The 24481-nt window shown below is 71.0% G+C and carries 27 protein-coding genes; 17 read left to right on the top strand and 10 right to left on the bottom strand.

Annotated elements, in window-relative coordinates; genetic code table 11:
• Positions 1-63 precede the first annotated feature (63 nt).
• The 8 genes from ACLJQM_RS19520 to ACLJQM_RS19555 all read left to right on the top strand — a co-directional run bounded on the left by ACLJQM_RS19520 (position 64) and on the right by ACLJQM_RS19555 (position 7499).
• Complete coding sequence (locus tag ACLJQM_RS19520; protein WP_360780589.1) at positions 64-1092, top strand: 2Fe-2S iron-sulfur cluster binding domain-containing protein; 1029 nt, start codon at positions 64-66, stop codon at positions 1090-1092.
• Between the two features lie 8 nt (positions 1093-1100).
• The gene (locus ACLJQM_RS19525) at positions 1101-2270 is read left to right on the top strand and encodes a toluene hydroxylase (protein ID WP_247023776.1); all 1170 of its coding nucleotides are present in this window, start codon (positions 1101-1103) and stop codon (positions 2268-2270) included.
• A complete protein-coding gene (gene mimD, locus ACLJQM_RS19530) occupies positions 2267-2638 on the top strand; it encodes a propane 2-monooxygenase effector subunit MimD (protein WP_247023775.1) in 372 nt (123 codons plus the stop codon). Before ACLJQM_RS19525 ends, mimD begins: the two co-directional genes overlap by 4 nt.
• A 102-nt stretch (positions 2639-2740) precedes the next feature.
• Positions 2741-3778: an amidohydrolase family protein gene (locus ACLJQM_RS19535; RefSeq protein WP_360780593.1), complete on the top strand. Its 1038-nt coding sequence runs from the start codon at positions 2741-2743 to the stop codon at positions 3776-3778.
• The gene (locus tag ACLJQM_RS19540; RefSeq protein ID WP_410632269.1) at positions 3775-4473 is read left to right on the top strand and encodes a metal-sulfur cluster assembly factor; all 699 of its coding nucleotides are present in this window, start codon (positions 3775-3777) and stop codon (positions 4471-4473) included. Before ACLJQM_RS19535 ends, ACLJQM_RS19540 begins: the two co-directional genes overlap by 4 nt.
• Positions 4470-5495 (top strand): NAD(P)-dependent alcohol dehydrogenase, encoded by a 1026-nt coding sequence (locus ACLJQM_RS19545; protein WP_410632270.1) that lies wholly within the window; start codon positions 4470-4472, stop codon positions 5493-5495. Before ACLJQM_RS19540 ends, ACLJQM_RS19545 begins: the two co-directional genes overlap by 4 nt.
• A 10-nt stretch (positions 5496-5505) precedes the next feature.
• Positions 5506-7197: a chaperonin GroEL gene (groL, locus tag ACLJQM_RS19550; protein WP_410632271.1), complete on the top strand. Its 1692-nt coding sequence runs from the start codon at positions 5506-5508 to the stop codon at positions 7195-7197.
• 113 nt (positions 7198-7310) lie between these two features.
• A complete protein-coding gene (locus ACLJQM_RS19555; protein ID WP_247023770.1) occupies positions 7311-7499 on the top strand; it encodes a hypothetical protein in 189 nt (62 codons plus the stop codon).
• Positions 7500-7517: 18 nt separating this feature from the next.
• Here ACLJQM_RS19555 and ACLJQM_RS19560 read toward each other — a convergent pair whose 3' ends face one another.
• A complete protein-coding gene (locus tag ACLJQM_RS19560) occupies positions 7518-8117 on the bottom strand; it encodes a hypothetical protein (RefSeq protein WP_360780605.1) in 600 nt (199 codons plus the stop codon).
• Between the two features lie 136 nt (positions 8118-8253).
• Here ACLJQM_RS19560 and ACLJQM_RS19565 point away from each other — a divergent pair, with 136 nt between their 5' ends.
• The 5 genes from ACLJQM_RS19565 to ACLJQM_RS19585 all read left to right on the top strand — a co-directional run bounded on the left by ACLJQM_RS19565 (position 8254) and on the right by ACLJQM_RS19585 (position 12478).
• On the top strand, positions 8254-8910 hold the full coding sequence (locus ACLJQM_RS19565; RefSeq protein ID WP_410632272.1) for a GNAT family N-acetyltransferase: 657 nt from the start codon (positions 8254-8256) through the stop codon (positions 8908-8910).
• Positions 8852-9364, top strand: a complete 513-nt coding sequence (locus ACLJQM_RS19570) for a TetR family transcriptional regulator C-terminal domain-containing protein (protein ID WP_360780673.1) — start codon at positions 8852-8854, stop codon at positions 9362-9364. Before ACLJQM_RS19565 ends, ACLJQM_RS19570 begins: the two co-directional genes overlap by 59 nt.
• A 1-nt stretch (position 9365) precedes the next feature.
• Positions 9366-9899: a GNAT family N-acetyltransferase gene (locus ACLJQM_RS19575; RefSeq protein ID WP_360780612.1), complete on the top strand. Its 534-nt coding sequence runs from the start codon at positions 9366-9368 to the stop codon at positions 9897-9899.
• A gap of 127 nt (positions 9900-10026) precedes the next feature.
• On the top strand, positions 10027-11268 hold the full coding sequence (locus ACLJQM_RS19580; protein WP_410632274.1) for a glycosyltransferase family 2 protein: 1242 nt from the start codon (positions 10027-10029) through the stop codon (positions 11266-11268).
• Positions 11261-12478: an MFS transporter gene (locus ACLJQM_RS19585; RefSeq protein ID WP_410632275.1), complete on the top strand. Its 1218-nt coding sequence runs from the start codon at positions 11261-11263 to the stop codon at positions 12476-12478. The genes ACLJQM_RS19580 and ACLJQM_RS19585 overlap by 8 nt, the downstream gene beginning before the upstream one ends.
• A gap of 15 nt (positions 12479-12493) precedes the next feature.
• Here ACLJQM_RS19585 and ACLJQM_RS19590 read toward each other — a convergent pair whose 3' ends face one another.
• Positions 12494-13636 (bottom strand): epoxide hydrolase family protein, encoded by a 1143-nt coding sequence (locus ACLJQM_RS19590; RefSeq protein WP_360780621.1) that lies wholly within the window; start codon positions 13634-13636, stop codon positions 12494-12496.
• A 62-nt stretch (positions 13637-13698) separates the two neighbouring features.
• Between ACLJQM_RS19590 and ACLJQM_RS19595 the strand changes: the two genes are divergently transcribed.
• Complete coding sequence (locus ACLJQM_RS19595) at positions 13699-14631, top strand: helix-turn-helix transcriptional regulator (protein ID WP_410632276.1); 933 nt, start codon at positions 13699-13701, stop codon at positions 14629-14631.
• Positions 14632-14767: 136 nt separating this feature from the next.
• Positions 14768-15664: an IS5 family transposase gene (locus ACLJQM_RS19600; RefSeq protein WP_410632549.1), complete on the top strand. Its 897-nt coding sequence runs from the start codon at positions 14768-14770 to the stop codon at positions 15662-15664.
• A 6-nt stretch (positions 15665-15670) separates the two neighbouring features.
• Here ACLJQM_RS19600 and ACLJQM_RS19605 read toward each other — a convergent pair whose 3' ends face one another.
• From ACLJQM_RS19605 to ACLJQM_RS19620, 4 genes are all read right to left on the bottom strand, one after another.
• A complete protein-coding gene (locus ACLJQM_RS19605) occupies positions 15671-16756 on the bottom strand; it encodes a helix-turn-helix domain-containing protein (RefSeq protein ID WP_410632277.1) in 1086 nt (361 codons plus the stop codon).
• A gap of 250 nt (positions 16757-17006) precedes the next feature.
• Positions 17007-17765 (bottom strand): SDR family NAD(P)-dependent oxidoreductase, encoded by a 759-nt coding sequence (locus ACLJQM_RS19610; RefSeq protein ID WP_410632278.1) that lies wholly within the window; start codon positions 17763-17765, stop codon positions 17007-17009.
• Between the two features lie 22 nt (positions 17766-17787).
• Entirely contained in the window at positions 17788-18771 is a 984-nt protein-coding gene (locus ACLJQM_RS19615) for a glutathione S-transferase family protein (protein WP_410632279.1), read from the bottom strand.
• On the bottom strand, positions 18768-19256 hold the full coding sequence (locus tag ACLJQM_RS19620) for a MarR family winged helix-turn-helix transcriptional regulator (RefSeq protein WP_360780638.1): 489 nt from the start codon (positions 19254-19256) through the stop codon (positions 18768-18770). The genes ACLJQM_RS19615 and ACLJQM_RS19620 overlap by 4 nt, the downstream gene beginning before the upstream one ends.
• Positions 19257-19364: 108 nt before the next feature.
• On the opposite strand from ACLJQM_RS19620, the gene ACLJQM_RS19625 reads away from it, so the two are divergent.
• Positions 19365-19922 carry a YceI family protein gene (locus tag ACLJQM_RS19625; protein WP_247023759.1) on the top strand — a complete coding sequence of 186 codons (558 nt, stop codon included), beginning with the start codon at positions 19365-19367 and terminating at the stop codon, positions 19920-19922.
• 22 nt (positions 19923-19944) lie between these two features.
• On the opposite strand, the gene ACLJQM_RS19630 is transcribed toward ACLJQM_RS19625, so the two are convergent.
• Positions 19945-20556 carry a TetR/AcrR family transcriptional regulator gene (locus ACLJQM_RS19630; protein ID WP_410632280.1) on the bottom strand — a complete coding sequence of 204 codons (612 nt, stop codon included), beginning with the start codon at positions 20554-20556 and terminating at the stop codon, positions 19945-19947.
• 95 nt (positions 20557-20651) lie between these two features.
• On the opposite strand from ACLJQM_RS19630, the gene ACLJQM_RS19635 reads away from it, so the two are divergent.
• Positions 20652-21035, top strand: coding sequence for an ATP-binding protein (locus ACLJQM_RS19635; RefSeq protein WP_247023757.1), 384 nt, complete (start codon positions 20652-20654; stop codon positions 21033-21035).
• Between the two features lie 18 nt (positions 21036-21053).
• On the opposite strand, the gene ACLJQM_RS19640 is transcribed toward ACLJQM_RS19635, so the two are convergent.
• The 3 genes from ACLJQM_RS19640 to ACLJQM_RS19650 all read right to left on the bottom strand — a co-directional run bounded on the left by ACLJQM_RS19640 (position 21054) and on the right by ACLJQM_RS19650 (position 24456).
• Positions 21054-23942, bottom strand: a complete 2889-nt coding sequence (locus ACLJQM_RS19640) for a helix-turn-helix transcriptional regulator (protein ID WP_410632281.1) — start codon at positions 23940-23942, stop codon at positions 21054-21056.
• A gap of 68 nt (positions 23943-24010) precedes the next feature.
• Entirely contained in the window at positions 24011-24184 is a 174-nt protein-coding gene (locus ACLJQM_RS19645) for a hypothetical protein (protein WP_247023755.1), read from the bottom strand.
• Positions 24185-24276: 92 nt separating this feature from the next.
• On the bottom strand, positions 24277-24456 hold the full coding sequence (locus ACLJQM_RS19650; RefSeq protein WP_160702386.1) for a hypothetical protein: 180 nt from the start codon (positions 24454-24456) through the stop codon (positions 24277-24279).
• Between the last annotated feature and the right edge of the window lie 25 nt (positions 24457-24481).

Consider the following 24481-nt stretch of genomic DNA (forward strand, 5'->3'; position numbering starts at 1 on the left):
TTCACGTGAAAGTGCCGCCCCCAGGTGGGCACTTTCACGTGAAAGTGCCGGATTGGGGCTGGGATGGCGGAAAAGCACCGCGTCCGGTTCGAGCCGGTGGGGATCGAGATCGACGTCGCCGAGGACACCACGATCCTGCGCGCCGCGGCCGAGCAGGGCGTCATGCTCATGCACGGCTGCAAAGAAGGGCAGTGCGCGGCGTGCAAGTCGTTCATCCTCGACGGCGACGACGTCGAACACGACCGGTACTCGACCTTCGCGCTCCCCGACTACGAAAAGGAGGAAGGCTTCACGCTGCTGTGCCGGGCCCACGCCTACGAAGACCTGACGATCGAGCTGCTCAACTACGACGAGGAGATGATCCAGTCCGGGCTGCCGATCCAGGAGACGACCGTCGAGGTCGTCGCGAACGAGCACGTCACGCACGACCTCCGGCACCTGGTGGTGCGGCTGGCCGAGGAACTGAAGTTCTTCCCCGGCCAGTACCTGGACTTCGCGGTTCCGGGCACCGAGGAGACGCGCTCGTTCTCGATGGCCAACACCTCGGCGCGCGACGGGCTGCTGGAGTTCGTCATCAAGATCTACCCCGACGGGCTGTTTTCCCGGTTCCTCGACGCCGACGTCGCGGTCGGCGACCGGCTCCGGGTGACCGGCCCGTTCGGGGTGTTCACCCTCCGGGACAACCCGGGCAAGGACCTCGTCTTCGTCGGCGGCGGCGCCGGGATGGCGCCGATCCTGGCGCTGCTGCGGTCCATGGCCGAGCGCGGTCTCGACCGGAAGGCGGTGTTCTACTACGGCGCCCGCCGCCGCCACGACCTCTGCTTCGAGGCCGAGCTGCGGGAGCTGGAGGAGAAACTGCCGGACTTCCGTTACGTACCGGCGCTTTCCGAGCCGGGCGACGACGACTGGACCGGCGAGACCGGCTTCGTCACCGACGTCCTGCGCCGGGCCGGCGTCGACCTCACCGGCGCCGACGCCTACGTCTGCGGGCCCCCGCCGATGGTGGAAGCCGCACTGGAACTGCTGCCCGCGCTCGGCGTCGCCGACAAGCGCGTCTTCTACGACAAGTTCACCACCACGGGCGAAGGGTAAGGAAACCCATGACAGCCACCTCCGAACGCAGCGTGCCGAAGCCGGCGTTCACCGACGCCGAAGCGGGCGCGAAGGTCTTCCCGGACTCCACTGCCCGCCAGTACAACTACTTCACCCCGGCCAAGCGCAAGCAGAGCCACTACGAGGACGTCACGGTCGAGGTCCAGCCCGACCCGCGGCACTACCTGTCCCAGGGCTGGCTCTACGCCTTCGCCGACGGCAAGGGCGGCTACCCGCTCGAGTGGACCGCGCTGAAGGCGTGGGGTTCGGACCGGCCGCTGCCCGAACGCGGCCCGGGCTCCGGCGGCAAGGGCTACGACTGGCCGGCCCACGGCTGGCACGAGTTCCGCGACCCGAACGAGGAGTGGGAGCTCACCCTCTACCGCTACAACGCCAACGTCGTGCGCCAGCTCAACCAGAACATCGACGCCGCGCGCCAGGCGAAGGCGTTCGAGCAGTGGAACCGCAACTGGGTCGAGTTCGTCGCCAAGCACGTCGGCGCGTGGATGCACGTCGACCACGGCCTCGGCCTCTACTTGTTCGCCAACGCCAACCGCCGCGCGCCGACCAACATGCACAACAACGCGATCTCGGTGAACAGCATGCACCGGATCCGCGCGGCGCAGGACCTGGCGCTGTACAACCTGACCCTCACCGAAGAGGTCGAGGGCTTCGACGGCACCGCCCACCTGGCGACCTGGAACGAGGACCCGGCGTGGCAGGGCGTGCGGGACTGCGCCGAGCAGCTGACCGGGATCTGGGACTGGTGCGAAGCGATCTTCGCCGCGAACGTCGTCTTCGAGCCCCTGGTCGGCGAGCTGTTCCGCAGCAACCTGGTGCAGCAGGCCGCGCCGGCCAACGGCGACTTCGTCACCCCGACGCTGATCGGCGCCGAGGAGTTCGACTTCTCCGAACGCGACCTCCGCTACACGAAGCCGATGTTCCACCTGCTGGTCAACGACAAGGAGTTCGCCGACCACAACAAGGCGCTGCTGCAGAAGTGGCTCGAGGACTGGGTGCCGCGCTGCATCGCGGCGGCCCGCGCGCTGCAGCCGCTGTGGTCGCAGCCCGACGCCAAGCCGATCCGGTTCGAGGACGGCCTCGACCGCGTGAAGAGCCGGTTCGCCGGAATCCTGTCCGAATTGGGCCTCAAAGCACCGGAGGAGCTGGGCCAGTGACCATCTTCAAGACGGCGGAAAGCCCGTTCAAGGCCGACAACACCGCGTCGAACATGTGCGGCTTCACCCTGATGAACAACCAGGTCGGCGCGATCATCGCCGAGGTCATGAGCACGAAGGACAACGTGACCGTGACCCCGCTGCCCTCGATGATCCGCGTCGACGCGAAGGGCCGGACGGACCTGGTCTACGCCGAGGTCGACGAGGCCGCCGGCGAGGAAGAGGGCTGGTTCAACGCGGCCGAGTTCGAGGAAAGCATGTCCACGCACTACGGGCGGATGATCCACGAGGACGACCGCACGATCATGTTCGCCAACCCCGAGGACGCGGCCGAGTACCTCGATTTCGATCTGAAGGTCATCAAGTAACCAGCATCGAAGGTCTTAGGGGGCTCCGGGTGGCGGAGCCCCCGGCCCGAGGCGAAGCCTCGGCTGTCACAGCAGCACTCGATCCGCTCAGGAGGATCAACCATGTACGAAAAAGACGGCGAAAAGTACTTCGTGGTGGACGCCCACACCCACTTCTGGGACGCGAGCCCGGACAACTGGGTCAAGGGGCAGGAGGAATACGCCAAGGGCTGGATCGAGTGCTTCCACGCCTACCAGGGCCTCGGCCCGAAGGAGACGCACTGGCCGATCGACCGCTTCCAGAAGTACTCCGAAGAACTGATGATGCACGACCTGTTCGAGGCCGGGCACGTCGACACCGCCATCTTCCAGCCGACGAACCTGCGGCAGTGGTACAAGAACGGCTTCAACACGACCGAGGCCGACGCGGCGCTGGCCGAAAAGCACCCCGGGAAGTTCCTCGTCAACACGACCTTCGACCCGCGTGAAGGCGACGAGGGGCTGAAGGCGTTCTCCGAGCGCGTCAAGCGCTACGGCTGCAAGGGCGTCAAGCTCTACACGGCCGAGTGGCGCGGGGACTCCCGCGGCTGGAGCCTGAAGGACCCGGAAGCCGCGCGCTACCTCGAAAAGTGCGAGGAGCTCGGCGTCAAGAACGTCCACATCCACAAGGGACCGACGATCTGGCCGCTGGACAAGGACGCGTTCGACGTGTCCGATGTGGACCACGTGGCGACGGACTTCCAGGGTCTCAACTTCATCGTCGAGCACGTCGGCCTGCCGCGCATCGAGGACTTCTGCTTCATGGCCACGCAGGAGCGCAACGTCTACGCGGGGCTGGCCGTGGTCGTCGGCGGCCTGATGCACGCCCGGCCCAAGTTCTTCGCGAAGGTCATGGGCGAGCTGATGTTCTGGCTCGGCGAGGACAAGCTGGTCTTCGGCGCGGACTACGCGATCTGGGAACCGAAGTGGCAGGTCGAGGGCTTCGTCGACTGGACCATGCCCGGTGACGACGACCTGTCGGACTTCCCGCCGCTTACCGTCGACCAGAAGAAGAAGATCCTCGGGCTGAACGCCGCGCGGCTCTACGACATCGACGTGCCCGCGGAACTGCGGCTCAAGGACCCGGAGTCCGTCGAGCCGGTCGGCGTGCCGAACTCATGACCACCCTGGTGCTCGGTGCCCGCGCCGCCGTGTGGGCGGCGCTGGGCACCGTCCGCGATCCCGAGCTGGACGAACCCCTCACCGACCTCGGCTTCGTCGCCCGCTGCGAGGTGGACGACGAGGGCCGCGCCGTCATCCGGCTGCGGCTGCCGACCTACTTCTGCGCGCCCAACTTCGCGTTCCTGATGGTGGCGGACGCCTATGACGCCGTGGCCGGGGTGCCGGGCCTGACCGGGCTCGACATCCGGCTCGACGACCACTTCGCCGCCGACGTCATCAACCGCGGGGTGGCGGCGCGGCAGGGGTTCGTCGCGTCGTTCGAGGGCGAGGCCGTCGACGAGCTCGACACGCTCCGGTACGACTTCGTCCGCAAGGCCGTGCTCGCCGGCACCGACCGCGTCTGCCGGACCCTGTCCGGGCGAGACCCGACCGCGCTGACGTTGGGCGAAGTCCCGCCGGGGCCGGACCTCGACCGGTTGCGCGCCCGCCGCCGTGAGCTGGGCCTGCCCGCCGCCGACGACGACCCGCTGCTGCTCGACCCGGCCACGGGTGCGGCGATCGCCCCCGCCGACGCGAAGCGCCACCTGGCCATCGCGCGGCTGACCCGCACGAGCATGGAGGCCAATTCCGGGGTGTGCCGCGGCATGTTGCGCGCGCGGTACTCCCTGACCAGCGAAGAGGAGGGCACGGGATGAAGGCCGTGCGGCTGCAGAAGTACCACCAGCACCCGGTGATCGAAGACGTCCCGGAGCCGCGCGCCACCGGACCCTTCGACGTCGTGGTCAAGATCGGCGGCGCCGGCGTGTGCCGCACCGACCTGCACATCATCGAGGAGCAGTGGGCCCAGAAGTCCGGCGTCGCGCTGCCGTACACGATCGGCCACGAGAACGCGGGCTGGGTGCACGAGGTGGGTCCGGCGGTGTCCAATGTCGAGGTCGGCGACACGGTCATCCTGCACCCGACCCCGACGTGCGGGCTGTGCCACGCCTGCCGCGCGGGCGACGACATGCACTGTCCCAACGGGAGCTTCCCGGGCATCGACTCCGACGGCGGGATGGCGGAGTACCTGCTGACGTCGGCGCGGGCGTGCATCAAGCTCGACCCCTCGACGCAGCCGGAAGACGTCGCCGCGCTGGCCGACGCGGGCATCACCGCCTACCACGCGGTGCGCAAGTCCGTGCCGCTGCTGTACCCGGGCACCACCTGCGTCGTCAACGGCGCCGGGGGCCTCGGGCACATCGGCATCCAGTCGCTCAAGGCGCTCACCGCGACCCGCGTGGTCGTGGTGGACCGCAACGCCGACGCCCTCGAGCTGGCCTCGACGCTGGGTGCCGACGAAACCGTGCTGGCCGACGGGAAGCAGGTCGACGCGGTGCTCGACCTGACCGGTGGCAACGGTGCCGAGGTCGTGCTCGACTTCGTCGCCGAGCAGGGTGCCCAGCAGGACGCGTTCGCGATGACGCGGCGCGCCGGGTCGCACTTCGTCATCGGCTACGGCAGCAACATCGACATCCCGACGATCGACATCATCTCGACCGAGCGCAACGTCGTCGGCAACCTGGTCGGCACCTACAACGACCTGGTGGAGCTGATGGTGCTGGCCCAGGCCGGGAAGGTCACGTTGCACACCAGGAAGTACCCGCTGGACGCGGCTCTCGACGCGCTGGCCGACCTCGACGCCGGCCGCGTGCGCGGCCGCGCGATCCTCACCCCCTAGGAGCAGGCACATGGCGAAGGAACTGCGGTTCGGCTCGGACGCCCGCGACCTGCTGCTGGCGGGTGTGGACAAGCTGGCCGAAGCGGTCAAGTCCACGTTGGGGCCCAAGGGCCGCAACGTGATCATCGAGAAGATCACCGGCTCGCCGGTGGTCACCAACGACGGCGTCACCATCGCGCGCGAGATCCACCTGAAGAACCAGTTCGAGAACATGGGCGCGCAGCTGGTCAAGGAAGCGGCGATCAAGACCAACGACGTCGTCGGCGACGGCACCACCACGGCCACCGTGCTCGCCCAGGCGATCGTCCACGAAGGCATGCGGGCGATCTCCGGCGGCGGCAACCCGGTGCTCGTCAAGCGCGGCATCGACCACGCCGTCGGGCTGCTGGTGACGCACCTGGAGAAGCAGGCGCACCCGGTGGTGTCCGAAGCGGACTACGCGCGGGTGGCGGCGATCTCGGCCAACGACGACGACGCCGTCGGCGCGGTGATCGCCAAGGCGCTGCACACCGTCGGCGACGGCGGGGTGGTGACGGTCGAGGAGTCGCCGTCGATCGGGATGGGCGTCGACTTCGTCGAAGGGTTCGAGTTCGACAACGGCTACCTCTCGCCCTACCTGGTCACCGACCCGGGCCGGCTGGAGGCGGTGCTCGACGACCCGTACATCCTGATGTGCGCGGAGAAGATCACCAAGGTGCAGCAGCTGATGCCGTTGCTGGACAAGGTGATGCGCGCGCCGCGGCCGCTGGTGGTGATCGGGGAGACGGTCGAAGGCACGGCGTTGTCCATGCTGGTGCACAACCACATGAACGGCACGTTCCAGTCGGTCGCGATCCGCGCACCGGGCTTCGGCGACCGGCGGCTGCACAAGCTGGAGGACCTGGCCGCGATCGTCGGCGGCGCGGTCCTTTCGCGACAGTCCGGGTTCTCGATGGAAACGATGACCCTGGAGCACCTCGGCCGGGCGAAGCAGGTCCGCGTCACGGAGAACCGCACGACGATCGTCGGCGGCGCGGGGTCGGCGGCCGCGGTGGACTTCCGGGTCGGCCAGCTGAGCGCGGAGCTGGAACGCGCCCAGTTCGGCGTCGACGAGGACGTCCTGACCGAGCGGATCGGCGCCCTGACCGGCAAGGTCGCGGTGGTCCACGTCGGCGCGGCGACCCCGGCGGAGCTCAAGGAGCTGCAGCACCGCGTCGAGGACGCCCTGTCGGCCACGCGGGCGGCGATGGCCGAGGGCATCGTGGCCGGCGGGGGAGCGGCGCTGCTGCACGCGGAGAAGGCCCTGGAGGGCCTCGGTCTCGAAGGCGACCAGGCGATCGGCGTGGAGATCGTCCGGCGGGCGCTGGCGGAACCGGCGTACCTGATCGCGCACAACGCGGGCCACCCGGCCCACGAGATCGTGGCGCGCACCAGGGAACTGGGCGACGACGAAGGCTTCGACGCCCTGCACGACCGGTACGGCGACATGATCGCGATGGGCGTCGTGGACCCGCTGCGGGTGTGCCGCTCGGCGGTGCAGAACGGCGCTTCGGTGGCGGGGCTGCTGCTGACGACGAACTCGCTGATCGCGGAGGAACAGACGCCGTGGGGCGGCAGCGCGGCGTTGATGACCGAGTTCGGCCCGCTGGACGGGGGCCTGCACCAGCCGTCGCCCGACGCGAGCACCCCGCAGTCCCTCGGGATGGGCCCCTCCGTCGGCTGAGCCATCGCCCGTTCGGCCGACGGAGAACGGAGGTCCCCCCACCGGCGTCCTGAGCCGCCGTGGGGGGACCTCTCCCCGTGCGCGGGGCGGCGAACGGTGCCACCCTGGAGATCATGACGCACTACGTTCTCGCGCAGACGCTGGCGACGGTCGGGGAGTTCGAGGCCAAGGGGTTCCTCGGCACGGTCGGCAAGATCGCCGCGGCCACGGTGATCTTCTTCGTCGCGATCGGCCTGGTCGTCGGCCTGCTCCTGGGCTTCTTCATCGGCCGCTCGGTCGGCCGCCGGCAGGGCCCGCGCTGACCCGGCCCCGGCCCGGCCTCAGGGAGCGAGGCCGTGCCGGGCCAGTTCGCGGCCGGCGAGTTCCTCGATGACGTCGCGGTCCCGCTCCCGCCAGCCGGTGGCCGGCGCGGTCCCGGAAGCCAGGCGCCGCAACGGTTGCGTCACCAGTGCCCGCAGGGCGAGCAGGTCGAGCCCTTCGTCCCCGAGCGCCCGCAGCTGTGCGGCGGCCGTCGCGCGGCGGGCGAAGTGCCAGCGCAGCGGGAGCCAGGTCACGAGGAGCGTCAGCACCGGCAGCACGACGATGATCGCGGCCAGCCACCACGCCAGGTCCGCCACGCCTTCGATCTGCCAGCGGCCCGCGTCGGCGAGCTGGTTGCCGACGTTCGAGCCGCCGTGCAGTGCGTTCGCCAGCGCGTCGCCGACCAGGGGAATGCCGCCGGCGGAGTTCGCGGCGCCGTCGAACGTGCCGCGCAGGCCCGTGCCCGCGTTCACGAGGCCGTCGCCCGGGGCGCGCAGCTTCATCACCTGGTCGTACACCGAAGTCGCCAGCCACACCGCGAAGACGACGAGCAGCAGCGCGAGCAGGTCGCTGACGAGCTGGGCGGTGCGGCGGATCGGCCGTTCGGCGTAGAGCTGCATCGAAGGCGCCTTTCGCGGTGGGGGAGCGCGGCCACGGCAACGTACCCGGGGGCCGTTCCGGTGAACCGCGCGGTCCGGGTAGGGCTATGACACCGGTCATAGTGTGTCGGCGGCCACGGTGTGCTCTCATGGCACTATGACCACCGTCATAAAGATCCGCGAAGCGGGCGAGGCCGATCGCGAGTGCGTCGGCGCGCTGGTCGCGGCCTGCTCGCCCGCCGGTCTCCGGCGCCGCTTCGGCATGGGCGGCCCCGCCGAGCCGGCCGAGGTCTTCCGGCGCTACCAGCGCTTCCTGCTCGCGGGACCGCCCGACGGCGTCGCGCTCCTCGCGTTCCGGGCCGGCACCCCCGTCGGCCTGCTCAACTTCGTCTCGGAAACCCCGGGCGACGGCGAAATCGGCATCCTGGTCGCCGACGCCTGGCAGCGGCAGGGGATCGGCACCGCGCTGAGCCGGTGGCTGTGGACGGCCGGGCGCTGGCCGGGGTGGACCGTCCGGGCCACCGTCCAGGCCGGGAACGCCGGCGCCGAAGCGCTGCTCCTGCGCCAGGGCTTCCGGCCGGTGCCCACGTACGAGCGGGGCGAGCGCGACTTCACGCTCGTCGTGCCCGCCTGGGCTACCATGACGGACGTCATGAAGGAGGCAGCCGATGACGAGGACGCCGCGCGAGCGGATGGTGCTCAGCGCCGCGCACCTGGTGCGGATCCACGGTGTCGGGGCGACCGGCATGCGGGACGTGGCCGTCCACGCCGAAGCCCCGCGGGGGTCCCTGCAGCACTACTTCCCGGGCGGTAAGGACCAGCTGATCGGCGAAGCCGTCGCGTGGGCGGGCGACTACGCCGCCCGGCGGGTGGCTCGCCTGGTCACCAAGATCGAGGACCCGACCCCCGGCAAGCTCTTCGCGGCGATGGCGGGCCAGTGGCGCGACCAGTTCACCGGCGACGGCTTCGACGCGGGCTGCCCCCTCGTCGCGACGGTCGCCGACACGGCGGCCACCAGCGACGCCCTGCGCGACGCGGTGGGCAAGGCGTTCGACGGCTGGCAGCGCCCGGTCGCCACGGCCCTCGAGCAGCTGGGCGTCCCGCCGGCCCGCAGCGCGTCCCTGGCGGTCCTGATGATCAGCACCCTGGAGGGCGCGATCGTCCTGGCCCGGGCCCACCGCGACGTCGCACCCCTGGAAACGGTGGTGGCGGAACTGCGCCCGCTCCTGGACGGCGCGGTCGACCGGCGGCGCCGCCGCGAAATCTGACGTGGTCACGTACGAGCCGATGCCGTCCCACCTGGAGACGGAGCGGCTGCTCCTGCGGCCGTGGACCGGTTCGGACGCCGAAGACCTCCGCGCCCTGCACGCCGAACGCGGCAAGGGGACGCCCGCGATCGAGGACATCCGCGTACTCGTCGCGAAGCTGGCGGAGCCGGCCGGGATCGCGTTGCTGCCCATCCGACGTCGCCTCGAAGGCGACTTCATCGGCTACTGCGGGCTGATCACCGGCCGTTCCACCCTCGAGGAGCCGGAAATCGCGTACGAGCTGTTCCGCCGCGCGCACGGGCGCGGCTACGCGACCGAGGCGGCCGCCGCGGTGCTCGAAGCCGCGGCGGCGACCGGGCGGAACCGGCTCTGGGCGACCGTGGGCGAGGGGAACGCCCCGTCGTTGCGCGTGCTGGACAAGCTCGGGTTCGAGCGGCACCACGTGTCTACTGAGGACAGTGGAACGGTGGTCTGGCTGACCCGCTCGCTCCCGGGAGGGCAATTTCTACCACGTGGAAGACAAGAGCATTCTTGAAGACGCTTACTCGCGTCCGCGGTGCCACTCTCGCATTCGGGGTCGCCCGTCCGGGGGAGGAGCCGGGGTGACCCGGAAATCGTGTACCCCGTGATGTTCGCTCGACCCTACTGAGAGGTTGGTGACCATGAGTTCGGACGGGGATCGCCCGCGGGTGTCCGTGGTCATACCCACGTACAACCGGTGCGAGATGCTGCGCACCACTCTCGAGCACCTGACGCGCCAGCAGCTCCCGCCCGGCGAGTTCGAGGTGATCGTCGCGGACGACGGTTCCTCCGACGCCACGAAGGAAGTCGTCGAATCCTTCGCGGACCGGCTGCGGGTGAAGTACCACTTCCAGGAGGACCTCGGGTTCCGCGCCGGCGCCGCGCGCAACGCCGGGGCGCGGTCGGCGGCCGCACCGCTGCTGGTCTTCCTGGACACCGGGCCGCTGTTCGGCACCGACTTCCTGCTCCGCCACCTCGCGGCCCACGCCGACGAAACCGAGCGCCGGGCGGTCATCGGCTACGCCTACGGGTACAAGCCGGAAAAGGACATGTCCTGGATCACCGGCGTCGTGGCGCAGGTGGGTCCGGAAGAGACGGTCGCGCGCCACGCCCACGACCCGGAGTTCCAGGACGTCCGGCACCCGTACCTGGCCGACATCGTCTCCGGTCTGGACCACCTGCCCTGGCGGCTCTTCTTCACCATCAACTGCTCGGTCCGCACGGACGACTTCCGGGCCGTCGGGGGCTTCGACGAGGAGTTCCACGGCTGGGGCGCGGAGGACACCGAGCTCGCGTTCCGGCTGTCCCGCCACGGCGTGCGGTTCACCGTCGCCGAGGACGCCTGGGTGGTCGACCTGCCGCACGACCGGGAGCAGTTCGACCTGTGGGAGCAGCTCGCCCGGAACATGCTCCACTTCCTGGCCAAGCACCGCGAGCCCGCCATCGAGATCGGCCTGGCGCTGGCCATCCGGCACCTCTTCTGGAGCTACGAAGAGGACTACCGCGCCCTGCTGGCGTGGCAGGAGCAGGCGCGCGACACGGACGTGGCGGCCGAGCTGACCGCGGCCGTACGGCGCGTCCCCGCGGGCGCGAAGATCGCGATCCTCGGCTCCGGCGGGGAAATCCCGGCGGCCGTCCCGCCCGCGATCCTGCTGGACTTCGACGCCGAACTGGTGGCGCGGGCGGCCGCGGCGGGCGGGCACGTCGGGCACCACACCATGGGCCTGCGCACGCCGCTGGCCGACCAGTCCGTGGACACGGTGATCGTCACGTCCCGGTTCGCCGGCGTGTGGGAGCGGTGGCAGGACGAGCTGCTGACCGAAGCCCGCCGCATCGGGCGGGAAGTCGTCGTCCCGGCCGGCTTCGGCGCCGAGCATGACTGAGCAGGTCGCCGAGCGGAGCGGCACCGTCGCCGTGGCTCGGGCCCGGTGGGCCGTGCTCGCCGTGTTCTTCGTCAACGGCACGGTGTTCTCCACCTTCGTCAGCCGCGTGCCGTCGCTGAAGCTCGACCTCGGGCTCAGTGACGGCACGCTCGGCGCCATCCTGACGTTGTTCGGCCTGGCGGCGCTGCTCACCATGCAGTTCGCCGGCCCGCTGGTGGGCCGGTTCGGCAGCGCCCGCGTGATCCGGCTGGCCGTGGTCGTGTCGCCGTTCCTGCTGGCCGGGATCGGTCTCGCGGGCGACGCGGTCCAGCTCGGCGGCGCGGTGCTGCTGCTCGGCATGATGCACGGCACGCTCGACGTCGCCATGAACGCGCACGCGGTCGTGGTGGAACGGGAGAGCGGCCGGTCGGTGATGAGCAGCTGCCACGCGGCCTGGAGCATCAGCGCCGTCGCCGCGTCGCTGGTGGGCGCCGGGTTCACCCGGGCGGGCAGCTCGGCCGCCGAGCACTACCTGTGGGTCGGCGCCGTGCTCGTCGTCGCCGGCCTGGCGGCCACGGCCGGACTGCTGCCGGCGTCGGCCGACCGCGTCGAGGAGACCGGTGGTGGCGGCGCAAAGCGGGCGAGCTGGCGATCCGGCTGGACCCGGCGGGTGTGCGTGTTCGGGGCGATGGGGTTCACCGCGATGATCCTCGAAGCCATGGTGATCAGCTGGAGCGGCGTCTTCCTGCACGACGCCCGCGGCGCCACCCTCGCCGCGGCGGCACTGGGCTTCACGGCGTTCTCCGCCTGCCAAGCCGCGGGCCGGCTCGTCGGCGACCGGCTGACCGAACGCCACGGCGCACCGGCGCTGTTCCGCGTCGGCGGCGTCATCGCGGCGGTCGGGCTCGCCGTCGTCGTGCTGAGCCCGTCGTGGGTGGCCGGCATCGCGGGATTCGCGCTGCTGGGCCTCGGCGGCTCGGTCCTGCTGCCCCTGATCTTCAGCGCGGTCGGCCACGCCGGCGGCGCGGGCGCAGGGGCGGCGACGTTCCTGTCCCGGTTCACCACGTTCACCTACGCGGGCGGCCTGATCGGCCCGGCGCTCATCGGGTGGTTCGCGGAAGCCACCAGCCTCACGTGGACGCTGGCCGGGCTGCTCCCGTTGCTGGGCGCGGTGGTGCTGAACGCCAGGGTGATGGCCGGCCAGGAGCGGAAGGCGCCCCTGGCCGGCTGAGCGGGCCCGCGACCGTCAGGACCGGAGGCCGAGGTCGCGGAAGAACTCCCGGATGTCGCGCACCAGCACGTCCGGCGCCTGCAGGGACGCGAAGTGCCCGCCGTCGTCGTACTCCGTCCACCGCGTCACCGTGTTGGACAGCTCGGCCAGGCCCCGCAGCGCGTGATCGCCGCGGAAGTTCGCGACCGCCGTCGGGACGCCGGACGGTGGCGGGCGCTCGCCCCAGCCGTCCTGGGCCGCCTCCAGGTAGAGGCGCGCCGCCGAGCCCGCGGTGCCGGTGAGCCAGAAGATCGTCACGTCGGTCAGGATCGCGTCCCGGGAGACCGGCGCCTGCCGCGTGGCGGCCGGGTCCCAGTCCACGAACCACTCCAGGTTCCACGCGAGCTGCCCGGCGGGGGAGTCGTTCAACGCGTAGGCCAGCGTCTGCGGGCGGGTGGCCATCTGCGTGGCGTACCCCGAGTGGGCGTACCACCAGGCTTCGTTCTCCCGCGCCCGCTTCCGGTCCTCTTCGGACAGTCGCTCGAGGTCGCCCGGCGCGGTCGGCACCCCGGCGTTCGCGACGGCGTTGACGTGCACCCCGATCACCGACTCCGGCGCGACCCGGCCCAGCTCGGGCGAGACGATGCTGCCGAAGTCGCCGCCCTGGGCGCCGTAGCGCTCGTAGCCGAGCCGCCGCATCAGCTCGGCCCACGCCCGCGCCGTCCGGCGCGTGTTCCAGCCCGGCTCGCCGGTCGGGCCGGAGAACGCGAAACCGGGGACCGAAGGCGCGACGACGTGGAACGCGTCCGCCGGGTCGCCGCCGTGGGCCCGCGGGTCGGTGAGCGGACCGAGGACGTCGAGGAAGTCCGCGACGGTGCTCGGCCAGCCGTGGGTCATGATCAGCGGCGTCGCGCCGGGCTCGGGCGAGCGGACGTGGAGGAAGTGCACGCGCTGGCCGTCGATCGTGGTCGTGAACTGCGGGAACGCGTTGAGCCGCGCTTCCTGCGCCCGCCAGTCGAAGCCGGTGCGCCAGTACTCGGCGAGCTCGCGCAGGTGGGGTTCGCTGACGCCGTACGCCCAGCCGGCGCCGGGCAGCTCGCCCGGCCAGCGGGTGCGGGCGAGGCGGTGGTGCAGCTCGTCGAGGCCGGCCTGCGGGACGTCGATGCGGAAGGGATCCATGAGCGCACCTTCTCGTCCGTGTAGGACAGGAACGGTCCTCATCATCGGGCAGACTCCGCACCATGCGCGAAACCCCCGGCCGCCTGCTGCGGTTGCTGTCGCTGCTCCAGACGCACCGCGACTGGTCCGGCACCGACCTGGCCGAACGCCTCGGCGTGACGACCCGGACGATCCGCCGCGACGTCGGCCGCCTGCGCGAACTGGGCTACCCGGTCCACGCGGCGCTGGGCCCGATCGGCGGCTACCGCCTGGGCGCCGGCGCGGAACTGCCACCCCTGCTGCTCGACGACGACGAAGCGGTCGCGGTGGTGGTCGGCCTGCACGCGGGCGGCGTCTCGGGGCTGGAAGAGGCGTCGCTGCGGGCGCTGACGAAGGTCGAGCAGGTCCTGCCGTCCCGGCTGCGCCACCGCGTGGCCGCACTGGAAACGAGCGTGCTGGCCCTCCCGGCCCGCGGCCCGGTGGTGGCGGCGGAGGTCCTGACGGCGGTCTCGTCGGCGATCCGCGCGGCGGAGACGCTGCGCTTCGACTACGTGAGCCACGACGGCCGCGAGTCCCGCCGCACGGTGGAGCCGCACCGCCTGGTCTCGTGGGGCCGCCGCTGGTACCTGGTCGGCTGGGACACCGACCGCGCGGACTGGCGGACGTTCCGCACGGACCGGCTGGCTCTTCGCACGCCCAACGGACCTCGCTTCGGCCACCGCGAACCGCCGGACGGCGACCTGACGGCGTACCTGAAGCGCACGATGGGCCGGGAGATGTGGCCGTTGCGCGCGCGGCTGAAGGTCCACGCGCCGGCGTCGGAGCTGGCGGGGCGGGTGGAGGGGGAGCTGACGCCGATCGACGAGCGGACGTGCCGGTGGGAGCTGGCCTCGGAGTCGTGGGACGTCGTGGCGTTCGTGGTGGGGATGCTGGACGCGCCGTTCGAGGTGGAGTCACCCCCTGAGCTGGCGGAGCGCCTCCGGGCGCTTTCGGCGAGGTACGCCGCGGCCACCTAGGGCCTGTATCGAAGTCGTCTCCAGCAAGTTGAGCTGGTGCTGGGCGTGTCGGTGGTTGAAATGGGTGAGGTCTCCGGTAGGTGGTTCGTCGACCAAGAAGAACCTGAACACCGGAGACCTCGTGGACACCCTAGCGGTGACGAGGCGGTTCGACCTGACCGACGAGCAGTGGGCGGCGCTGGAGCTGTTGTTGCCCGCGCCGTCGCGGCCGGGTCGACCGCCGTTGTGGAGCAGACGGCAGCTGATCGATGGGATCCGATGGCGGGTGCGCACCGGCGCACGTGGCGGGACATGCCCGAGGGTTATGGGTCCTGGGCGGCTGTTATGGGTTGTTCCGGCGCTGGCAACGGGCTGGTGTCTGGCAGCGGATTCTGACCGCGTTGCAGGCCCGGGCCGAGGCGGCTGGGCGGATCACGTGGGATGTCAGCGTGGATTCCACGATCGCGCGGGCGCATCAGCATGCGGCGGGTGCGCGGAAAAGGGGGATCTGCAGGCCGAGCCGCCGGGCGGGGTCACTGTCGAGCCGGAGGATCATGCGTTGGGGCGGTCGCGAGGCGGGTGGACCACAAAAGTGCATCTGGGGTGTGAGCAGGGGCAGAAGCCGTTGTCGATCGTGCTGACCGCCGGGCAGTGTGGCGACAGCCCGCAGTTCATCCCGGTTCTGGCCGGGATCCGGGTGCCGCGACCGGGCGGTGGCCGGCCGCGGACCCGTCCTGATCGGGTCCTTGCCGACAAGGCTTACACCTCGAAGGCCAACCGGGCGCACCTGCGCGGTCGCGGGATCAAGGCGACGATTCCGAGCAAGGCTGATCAGGATGCGCATCGCAAGGCCAAGGGGTCGAAGGGCGGTCGGCCACCGGCCTTCGACCCCGAGATCTACAAGCAGTGTCATGCGGTGGAGTGCGGGATCAACCGGCTCAAACGCCACCGTGGGGTGGCCACTCGCTATGACAAGGTTGCTGTCCGCTACGAAGCCACCGTCCACGTCGCCGCGATCAACGAGTGGCTACGACCCACTTCGATACAGGCCTAGGCGGGTTCAGAAGACCAGCGCGAGGAGGCTGATGGCGAGCAGGACGGCCACCGCGATGATCGACAGCGTCGAAACCAGCGTCCTGGAACGTCCCACCTCGCTCGGCCAGGTGGTGGTCAGGGGTGCCGGCTTCGGGATCCCGGCGAGGGTGGTCTTCCTCTCCTCGTGGACGCCGGGCGGGTCGTCGGGCGCCTCCCCACCCGCACGCTCGTCGTGCCGATTCGCCCAGGTGGCTTCGAACAGCACCGTCAGAAGATCGGAGGCGGTCCGGGAGCGCAGAGCGACTTCAGCGGTCCGCTTGCTCATCCGCAGTGTCGTCTGCTCGGCGATGCGGCGTTGTTCGCGCGTGAAGCGGATCTCTTTCTCCAGGAGGTGAATGGTCTCGTCGTCCGCCCGCAGTTGCTGTCTGAGCCCGCGGATCCGGTCGCGCAGGTGCTGCTCCTTTTGGCCGTCCGTGGTGATCTGCTGCTCGGCCTGGTGGCATTGCAGCTTGAGGTCGTCCATCTTGCCGGTGGTTTCGGTCAGCTGGGAGGTCAGCTGCTCCTCGCGGCTCTTCAGCTGACGTGCCTGCTCCCTGGCCGCGTCGAGCTCTTCGAAGAACACCGCCTTGAACTGCCGGATCGCCTCCGTGATCCTGATGGTTTCCGAGGGGAGGGCCGGAGGCTCTCGACCGTCTCGGCGTTTAGGTCCGGTACCCCGGCGGCGACGCAGATCCAAAGCCCATTCGATCGGCGTGTAGCGGACTCGCCAGTCCTCGAGGAGACCGGCGCCGACGCCGCAGGCTTCGAGCCAGCTCGACACGTCTTCCCAGCTGATCGGCCGGCCGCGTCTGTTTCCCTTCTCGACCTCCGACACCCAGCTCTGCTGTCGTCCGCCCATGCGCTGGGCGAGTTCTTCCTGGGTCAGGTGGGCGGATACCCGCAACTCGCGCAGATCCGAGCCCAGATTGCGCATGATCTCGGCCCAAGCGTCGCCTTCAGGCATCGTCGCCTCCCGGGCGATATCGCGGCAATAGTCCCTGTGCGCGTGCGCTGATCTGCGGTTTTCCGGCGGGGTATCGCCGTTCGACGGATTGGCGGCTTCGGTGCGCAAAAGTGGCCGCACCCCAGCTTCCGACGAACGGAGCCCGACGGTGACGCCCTACTTCGATTTCGCGTTGCAGGTTCTCCAGTGCACGACAGCGGCTTTCGGGGCCGCGACGGCCGTCGCGAAGCTGCGTCGACGCAAGCCTCGGGTGGGGCGGCGCTGGCGTCATCGGCGTACCTCACGGCGAATCCCGTGACCGTTCCCACGGGTATGCCGGGAGTCGGAGGTACGGCGACCCGCGTTACGCCCCGCGGGGCTAGGTGTGGGTTCCGCCGTCCACGCGGATCTCCGTGCCCGTGATGAACTCGCCGTCGTCCGAAGCCAGCATCGCCACCACTCCCGCCACCGCCTCCGGGCGGGCCACCGCGTTGCCGACCTCCGTCGTCAGCCCCGTCGGCAGGATCGGCAGCAGCCGGCCGAACAGCGTGAAGTCGATGTCCTGGGGCAGCCAGCTCGCCGCCGAGTCCGTGATGCCGCTCTTCACGCTGCCCGGGGCGATGCTCACCGCGCGCAGGCCCTGCTTGCCGTACTCCAGGGCCAGGGAATGCGTGAACGCCTGGATCCCGCCCTTGCTCGCGCTGTACGCCGCCATGTACGGGTGGGCGAACGAAGCCGACGTCGAGCTGAAGTTGACCACCACGCCCTTCTCGGCGGCCAGCAGTGCCGGCAGGGCCGCGCGCGTCACCAGGAACGTGCCGGTCAGGTTGACCGCCAGCACCCGGTTCCACAGCTCCAGCGACGTCTCGTGCGTGTGTGACGCCAGCAGGATGCCCGCCGCGTTGACCAGGACGTCGAGGCCGCCCAGGACCTCGGTCGCCGCGGTCACACCGGCGGTCACCGCGGCTTCGTCGGCGACGTCCATCGTCAGCGTTTCGAGCGCGGGCAGGTCTTCGAGGCCCGTGACGTCGGTGGCCACGACCCGCGCCCCCTCGGCCACCAGGCGGACGGTGGTGGCTCGGCCGATGCCGGAACCGGCGCCGGTGACCAGGATCCGACGATCGCGCAGGCGTTCCATGGCGATCACCGTAGCCCGGGAACTACAGCTCGGGCACCCGCTCGTCGGCGGGCGGCGGGCCCGGCGGGGTGCCGTCGCCGAACGGGCGGCCGCCGAGCTGCTCGCGGTCGTGCCGGGTCAGCCAGCCCGAGGTGTCCGGGCCGAGCGGGACGATCCCGGTCGGGTTCACGTTCTTGTGCACCACGTAGTAGTGCTCCTTGATCTGCGGGAAGTCGATCGTGTCGCCGAACCCGGGCGTCTGGAACAGGTCGCGCGTGTAGGCCCACAGCACCGGCAGCTCGGTCAGCTTCTGCCGGTTGCACTTGAAGTGGCCGTGGTAGACCGCGTCGAACCGGACGAGTGTGGTGAACAGCCGGACGTCGGCTTCGGTGATCGTGTCGCCGACCAGGTACCGCTGCCCCGCGAGCCGCTCCGACAGCCAGTCCAGCCGGGCGAACAGCTTGCGGTAGGAGTGCTCGTACGCCTCTTGGGACCGGGCGAACCCGCACTGGTACACCGCGTTGTTGACGTCGGTGAACACCTTCTGCGCGACGTCGTCGATCTCGTCGCGCAGCTTCTCGGGGTACAGCTCGGGCGCGCCGTCGCGGTGGTACGCGGTCCACTCGGTCGACATGTCGAGGGTCATCTGCGCGAAGTCGTTGGTGACGACCTGGCCGGTGGGCACGTCGACGAACGCGGGCACGGTGATGCCGCGCGGGTACTGCGGGTCGCGCTTGAAGAACGCCTCCTGCAGGCGCTCGATGCCGAGCACCGGGTCGCGCCCACCGGGGTCGAGGTCGAAGCTCCAGCTGCGTTCGTCGTGCACCGGCCCGGCGATGCCCATCGACAGCACCGGCTCCAGGCCCAGCAGCCGCCGGACGATCACCGCGCGGTTCGCCCACGGGCACGCACGGGCCACGACCAGCCGGTAGCGGCCGGGTTCGACCGGCCAGCCGTCGCGGCCGTCGGCGGTGATGCGGTCCGGGAGGTAGTTCAGGTCCCGCTGGTACTCGCCCTTGTCGCTCATCGCGTCCTCGGCTCCTCGTCGGTCGGGGGAGTGGCGTCGAGCGCCGCGGCCAGCCGGGCCAGCACCGGCCCGGCCGCCCGGATGTCCTCGGCGCTCAGGTGGTCGAACACCGAAGCCCGCACGCGGGCCAGGTGGCTCGGGAACGCCGCCTCCAGTCTGGCCAATCCGGCGGCGGTCAGCACGGCGTTGGACGCGCGCCCGTCTTCCTTGCAGCGCCGCTTCTCGACCAGGCCGCGGCGGGTGAGGTCGTCGACCACCCGGCTGATCCGGCTGAGCGACAACGCCGTCGTCGCCGCCAGCGCGGAGATGCGGAGCAGGTGGTCCGGGGCTTCCGACAGCGCGACGAGCACGCCGTAGTCGCTGACCGTGAGGCCGGTCTCCGGCAGGAACTGGTCCTCCAGGGCGCGCGGGAGCACGGTCGTGACGCGGATCAGCGACCGCCAGAACGCGGCTTCTCCGGTGTCGAGCGCGGAAAGATCACCCATACCGGCGACTCTACCGAAAGCTTGCTTGCGCAACCAGCCAAAGTGAGTAGAGTGTCGTTGAACCCTCAATCACCCGGGGGCCGCCACCACGAGGAGAGAAGAACAGCGATGACCAGCGCGACCACCTACCCCCAGCTGACCGGCGAATACACCCTCGACGCCGCCCACTCGCGGATCGGGTTCGTCGCCCGCCACGCCATGGTGACCAAGGTGCGCGGCAGCTTCAACGAGTTCACCGGTGCCGCCACGATCGACGGCGACGCGCCGGAGAAGTCGAGCGTCCAGGTGACCATCCAGGCGCACAGCATCGACACCCGCAACGCGGACCGCGACGGGCACCTGAAGAGCAACGACTTCCTGTCGATGGACGAGTACCCGCAGATCACCTTCACCTCGACCGAGGTCAAGCAGACCGGCGAGACCTCCTTCGACGTCACCGGCGACCTGACCATCAAGGACGTCACCCGCTCGGTGACCGTCCCGTTCGAGTTCGAGGGCTCCGCGAAGGACCCGTTCGGCAACGACCGCATCGGCTTCGAAGGCTCCACCACGATCAGCCGCAAGGACTACGGCATCACCTGGAACGCCGCCCTCGAGACCGGTGGCGTGCTGGTGAGCGACAAGGTCACCCTCGAGTTCGAGATCTCCGCGATCAAGAACGCCTGACTTCGCCGAGCGGGGACCGGGCTCACCGGTTCCCGCTCGCCCGCAGGTTTTCGATCCCGACGTCGAGCGCCGCTTCGAGGTGGTCGATGCGCCCGGTCGACAGCATCACCACCACGCCGCCCTGGATCCCCGACAGCAGGGCGGCGGCGGTGCGTTCGGGGTCGGTGTCCGCGGCCACCTCGCCGGCCGCCTGCAGGTGCCGGATGCCGGCCGCGATCTCCCGCCGCCACTGCTCCAGCATCTCGCCGACGACGGCCTGCGCGCCCGGTGTCGCGCGGCCGAGCTGGGAGATCAGCACGTTGAGCGGGCAGTGCTGCCCGCGTTCGGTGTAGTGCGAGACGACCGTGTCGCGCCAGCGCCGCCACGCCGCCCACGACGTCAGCCCGCCCAGCTGAGGCTGCTGGGCCGCGATCACCTGATCCGCTTCGTAGCGGGCCACTTCAAGCAGCAGGTCTTCCTTGCCACCGGGAAAGTAGTGGAAGAGCTGGCTCTTGCTCGTGCCGGTCCGCGCCCGGACGTCGTCCAGCGTCGTGACGGCGACGCCGCGCTCCCGGATCTCCTCCGCCGCGCCTTCGACGATCCGCTGCCGCGTCGCCGCGCCCTTGGCGGTCAGCTGCTTGGTGGCTGGACTCACGGGTCCAATCTAGTCCGTTCGGGCGATTCCGGCCCGGAGAGGTGTGCGGAACCCCGCGGATGGGGAATCGTTTTCCCGGCCCCGGGGAGGGAATCATGCTGCTGGACAAGTTCGTGTTCGACAGGGAACCCGCCCAGGTCCGCCGGGTGCGCGACTGGGTGCGCGAGCGCCTGGCCACGGCGGACGAAGTGCCGGACGAGATCGCGGCGGACGTCGTGCTGATCGCGGGGGAGCTGGCCGCGAACGCGGTCCGCCACGCGATCGGCCCGGTGCGCGCGCTGCTGACGTGCGCGGATTCGACGGTGTGGATCGGTATCGAGGACTCCGGCGGAGCGGCGTGGTTCGACCCGGCGGCGCCCGACGTGGCCCCGGTCGGCACCGGCCTGAAGCTGGTCGCCGCGTGCAGCCGCCGACACGGTCACTTCCACCGCCGAGACGGCGGCAAGACGGTCTGGGCGGAGATCCCGATCGGCACCTGAGGCCCCGCCGGGCGGCGGTCAGTGCGGGGTGTTGCGCGCGTACTCCGTCAGCGCGCTGCGGTTCTGCAGGTTCGACTTCGCCATCAGGCTGGCCACGTGCTTCTCCACCGTCCGCGGCGAGATGTGCAGCCGCCGGGCGATGTCCTTGTTGCCCATGTTGTCCGCCAGCAGCTGCAGCACCTCGTACTCGCGGACCGTCACCCCCGCCGAGCGCAGGCCCGCCGGGAGGCGGTCCGAGCCCGTGCGGCGCTGGCCGACCGCGACGCCGGTCTTGCGCAGCAGCCCGCGGCACGCGCTCGCCACCGCCGTCACGTCCGCCTGGTGGAAGTACTCCTCCGCTTCCTTGAGCCACGTCACCGGGTCGCCCCAGCCGTCGGCCGCGGCGGACTCCGCCACCATGCGCAGGCCCAGGTGCCTGCTCATCGGGAACGGCGACGCCGCCTCGATCGCCGCCGCCACCGCCTCGTCGGCGAGTTCCGGGGACCCGGCGCGGCCGTGGCGGACCGCGTCGCCCAGCAGGACGAACTGGCGGTTCCAGCGCATGCCGCTCACCGCCGCCGGGGGCCGCTCGGGCGGTGCCGTGCCGTCGAGCGCCTCGACCAGCAGCCGCAGGCCGTGCTGGCCCGCCAGGTGGAAGCGGCTCGGCTGGCGCTCCTCCAGGGCCAGCACCTGCGCCAGCTCGCGGCGGGCGCGTTCGGCGTCCTCCTCCAGCAGCGAGCAGAACACCTGCGCCAGCCCGACGCTGAGCACCATCTCCTGCGCGCTGTTGCCGCCCTCGGCGCGGAAGTCGTCGAGCGCCTGCTCCATCCGGACCCGGTCCGCCTGGTGGGCGGCCACCATCGCGCGGGTCATGTGCGTGTACTGCAGCAGCGCGACGAGCCGGAGCCGGCCGAGGACGGCCAGGTTCTCGTCGAGGATCTTCTCCGCCTGCGCGAACTCGCCGCGCATCACCGCGTGCACCGCGCGGCTCGCGTCGACCGCGCAGGTGAGCGTGATCGCGCCGGTGCGCTGGGCCTCCGCGCGGGCCAGGTCGAACGTGCGGACGTCGCCCTCGGCGAGCATCCGGTGCCCGCCGAGGCGGACCAGCACCTGGGTGCGCAGGTGCGTCAGCTGGTGGCGTTCGGCCAGCCGCCGCGCCAGCTGCAGGTAGCGCTCGGCCTCCGCCAGGTCCGTCTCCAGCGCCACCATGCCGAGCACCTGCAACGCCTGGCACGACACGAACGGCACGCCGGCGCGCTCGGCCACCTCCCACGCCTGTTCGGCCAGCAGGCGGGCGCGTTCGGTGTGCGCCGGGCCCGGGACGTCCAGCCACAGCGTCGCTTCGACGGCGTCGAGGCCCGCCTTCTGCTCCTCGGTCATCTCGCCGCCGAGCGGGGCGCGGGCCTGCTCGATCTGGTTGAGGCACTCGTCGTGCCGGCCGCCGATGTAGGCCGCCCACGCCAGCTGGACGTGCAGGTCGACCGCCCGCTCCAGCCGGCCGATCTCGGCGAAGCGAGCGGAAAACTCGACGGCGCGGTCGAACTGCCCGGTCTGCCCCAGCGCGTGCAGCAGGGACTCCAGCGCGTCGGCGCGGTCGTCGGGGCTCGCCGTGGCCAGCAGGTCGACGGCGCGGGTCAGCATGGTCACCGCCGTGTCGGCGGCACCGCCGTCGAGGGCGCGCCGGCCGGCCTCGGCGAACAGCCGCCCGGCGCCGGGGTGGTCCATCGCCGTCAGCCGCAGCGCCGCGGCCAGCGCGCACAGCTCGCCGGGCAGGCCCGGGTGCAGCAGCTCGACGGCGTCCGCGGCCCGGCGCGCCAGGTTCGCCTTCGTCGACGGCACGAGCCGGGCCAGCAGCGCCTCCGCGGTGAGCGGGTGGCGGAAGGCGTACCAGCCGGGCGTGGTCTCGTCGGTGGTGACCAGGTGCGCGGCGACGCTCGCGCTGATGTGGTTGTGCAGCATGCGGTCGTCCATGTCGGTCACCGCCTGCACGACCGACAGCGGGAACCGCCTGCCCAGCACGGCGGCCACCGAAAGCAGCGTCTCGCCGTCCGCGCCGAGTGCGTCGACGCGCGCGGCGATGCTGCTGATCAGCGCCTCCGGGACGCGGGCCTGCAGTTCGCCGACGACCTGCCAGCCGTTCGCGCCGCCGACGAGCAGCCCGTCGGTGACCATGCCGTGCAGCAGCTCCTCGACGACGAAGGGCACGCCCTCGCTGTTCTGCCACAGCAGGTTCGCGACGGCGGTGGGCACCGCGGCCGGCTCGGTTTCCAGGCAGGCGGCGGCGAAGTCCCGGGTGCGCCCGGCGTCGAGCCGGGTCAGCTCGAAGGTGTGGCTGGCCGAGCGCTGCGCCGCCGCGGTCGCCAGCCGCAGCGCCTCGCCGGGTTCGTTGCGCAGGGTCCCGATCAGCATCACCCGGCTCGACGCCAGGTTGTCGACGAGGTACTCGACGATGAACAGCGTTTCGGCGTCCGCGTTGTGCAGGTCCTCCAGCACGATCAGGCAGCCGCCTTCGCGCCCGGCCACCGACAGCAGCCGGAACACCGCCTCGGCCAGGACGAGGAGGTTGCCGTTGTCGTGCGGGCGGTCGCCGCGGTACCAGTCGGGCACGAGCCGGGCGAGCACCGGCACGAGCGGGTCGAGCTCGGGCGCCGCGGGCGGGTGGCCGCCGCGGAAGTGCGAGAGCAGGGCTTCGGCCAGCGGCCGGAACGGCACCATCGGGCCGATCGAGCTGGCTCGTCCGCGCAGCACGGGGAGCCCGGTCGCCAGTGCCCGTGCGGCGACGTCGGCGGCGAGCCGGGACTTCCCGATCCCGCCTTCACCGACAAGGAAGAAGGCCCCACCGTGGTCGGTGCGGGCCTTCTCCAGAGCCTGGGACAGGGCGCCGAGCTCCCTGTCGCGCCCGATCAGGCGCGTCGATCGGATGCCCATCGCGGTCACTATAACCGGACGGGCGTCCTCCGGGCGTAGGTCGAATTACCGACGCGGTGATCGTCTCACTATCCGGGGAAATTGCCCGTGACGACCGTGATGTCCATGGTGGTGAGGGAGTTCTGGCTGACCCGCGCCGCCTTGCCGGACAGCGCGTGGTTGCGCGCGCCCGTGCGGGAGGAAGTCGGGAGGGTCAAGTCGCCGATCGGGTTGTCCGTGCCGGCGAAGTCGTGCTCGGTCATGCAGGTGGCTCCACTCTCGGTAGTAGTCGTGCTGGGTGAAACGGAAGCTATTCGGCGAAGCCGGTCGTGAAGACCGGCGTGGCGACCGGGACTCAGAGGGCGAAGGTGCCGTTGGTGACGACGGTCGGCGAACCGAGCGTGTCGAGCGTGACGCCGGACAGCCGGGGCCGGGTGCCGGCGAGCGCCTGGTTGCGGGCGCCGGCGTGGTTCGCCCGCGGGAGCACCAGGGCGCCGACGGTGGCTTCGGCGGTCTCGGTCGTGGTTTCGCGCATCTGTGGTTCTCTCCTCGTGAGGTGG

Source organism: Amycolatopsis sp. cmx-4-83 (genome assembly GCF_046548815.1).
GTDB classification, from domain to species: Bacteria; Actinomycetota; Actinomycetes; order Mycobacteriales; family Pseudonocardiaceae; genus Amycolatopsis; species Amycolatopsis pretoriensis_A.

What these genes read in the sequence shown, in the direction of transcription:
- ACLJQM_RS19520 (WP_360780589.1), top strand. Translation starts at nt 64, where the DNA reads ATGGCGGAAAAGCACCGCGTCCGGTTCGAGCCGGTGGGGATCGAGATC.
- ACLJQM_RS19525 (WP_247023776.1), top strand. Translation starts at nt 1,101, where the DNA reads ATGACAGCCACCTCCGAACGCAGCGTGCCGAAGCCGGCGTTCACCGAC.
- ACLJQM_RS19535 (WP_360780593.1), top strand. Translation starts at nt 2,741, where the DNA reads ATGTACGAAAAAGACGGCGAAAAGTACTTCGTGGTGGACGCCCACACC.
- ACLJQM_RS19540 (WP_410632269.1), top strand. Translation starts at nt 3,775, where the DNA reads ATGACCACCCTGGTGCTCGGTGCCCGCGCCGCCGTGTGGGCGGCGCTG.
- ACLJQM_RS19545 (WP_410632270.1), top strand. Translation starts at nt 4,470, where the DNA reads ATGAAGGCCGTGCGGCTGCAGAAGTACCACCAGCACCCGGTGATCGAA.
- groL (WP_410632271.1), top strand. Translation starts at nt 5,506, where the DNA reads ATGGCGAAGGAACTGCGGTTCGGCTCGGACGCCCGCGACCTGCTGCTG.
- ACLJQM_RS19555 (WP_247023770.1), top strand. Translation starts at nt 7,311, where the DNA reads ATGACGCACTACGTTCTCGCGCAGACGCTGGCGACGGTCGGGGAGTTC.
- ACLJQM_RS19560 (WP_360780605.1), bottom strand. Translation starts at nt 8,117, where the DNA reads ATGCAGCTCTACGCCGAACGGCCGATCCGCCGCACCGCCCAGCTCGTC.
- ACLJQM_RS19565 (WP_410632272.1), top strand. Translation starts at nt 8,254, where the DNA reads ATGACCACCGTCATAAAGATCCGCGAAGCGGGCGAGGCCGATCGCGAG.
- ACLJQM_RS19580 (WP_410632274.1), top strand. Translation starts at nt 10,027, where the DNA reads ATGAGTTCGGACGGGGATCGCCCGCGGGTGTCCGTGGTCATACCCACG.
- ACLJQM_RS19585 (WP_410632275.1), top strand. Translation starts at nt 11,261, where the DNA reads ATGACTGAGCAGGTCGCCGAGCGGAGCGGCACCGTCGCCGTGGCTCGG.
- ACLJQM_RS19590 (WP_360780621.1), bottom strand. Translation starts at nt 13,636, where the DNA reads ATGGATCCCTTCCGCATCGACGTCCCGCAGGCCGGCCTCGACGAGCTG.
- ACLJQM_RS19595 (WP_410632276.1), top strand. Translation starts at nt 13,699, where the DNA reads ATGCGCGAAACCCCCGGCCGCCTGCTGCGGTTGCTGTCGCTGCTCCAG.
- ACLJQM_RS19610 (WP_410632278.1), bottom strand. Translation starts at nt 17,765, where the DNA reads ATGGAACGCCTGCGCGATCGTCGGATCCTGGTCACCGGCGCCGGTTCC.
- ACLJQM_RS19615 (WP_410632279.1), bottom strand. Translation starts at nt 18,771, where the DNA reads ATGAGCGACAAGGGCGAGTACCAGCGGGACCTGAACTACCTCCCGGAC.
- ACLJQM_RS19620 (WP_360780638.1), bottom strand. Translation starts at nt 19,256, where the DNA reads ATGGGTGATCTTTCCGCGCTCGACACCGGAGAAGCCGCGTTCTGGCGG.
- ACLJQM_RS19625 (WP_247023759.1), top strand. Translation starts at nt 19,365, where the DNA reads ATGACCAGCGCGACCACCTACCCCCAGCTGACCGGCGAATACACCCTC.
- ACLJQM_RS19635 (WP_247023757.1), top strand. Translation starts at nt 20,652, where the DNA reads ATGCTGCTGGACAAGTTCGTGTTCGACAGGGAACCCGCCCAGGTCCGC.
- ACLJQM_RS19640 (WP_410632281.1), bottom strand. Translation starts at nt 23,942, where the DNA reads ATGGGCATCCGATCGACGCGCCTGATCGGGCGCGACAGGGAGCTCGGC.
- ACLJQM_RS19645 (WP_247023755.1), bottom strand. Translation starts at nt 24,184, where the DNA reads ATGACCGAGCACGACTTCGCCGGCACGGACAACCCGATCGGCGACTTG.
- ACLJQM_RS19650 (WP_160702386.1), bottom strand. Translation starts at nt 24,456, where the DNA reads ATGCGCGAAACCACGACCGAGACCGCCGAAGCCACCGTCGGCGCCCTG.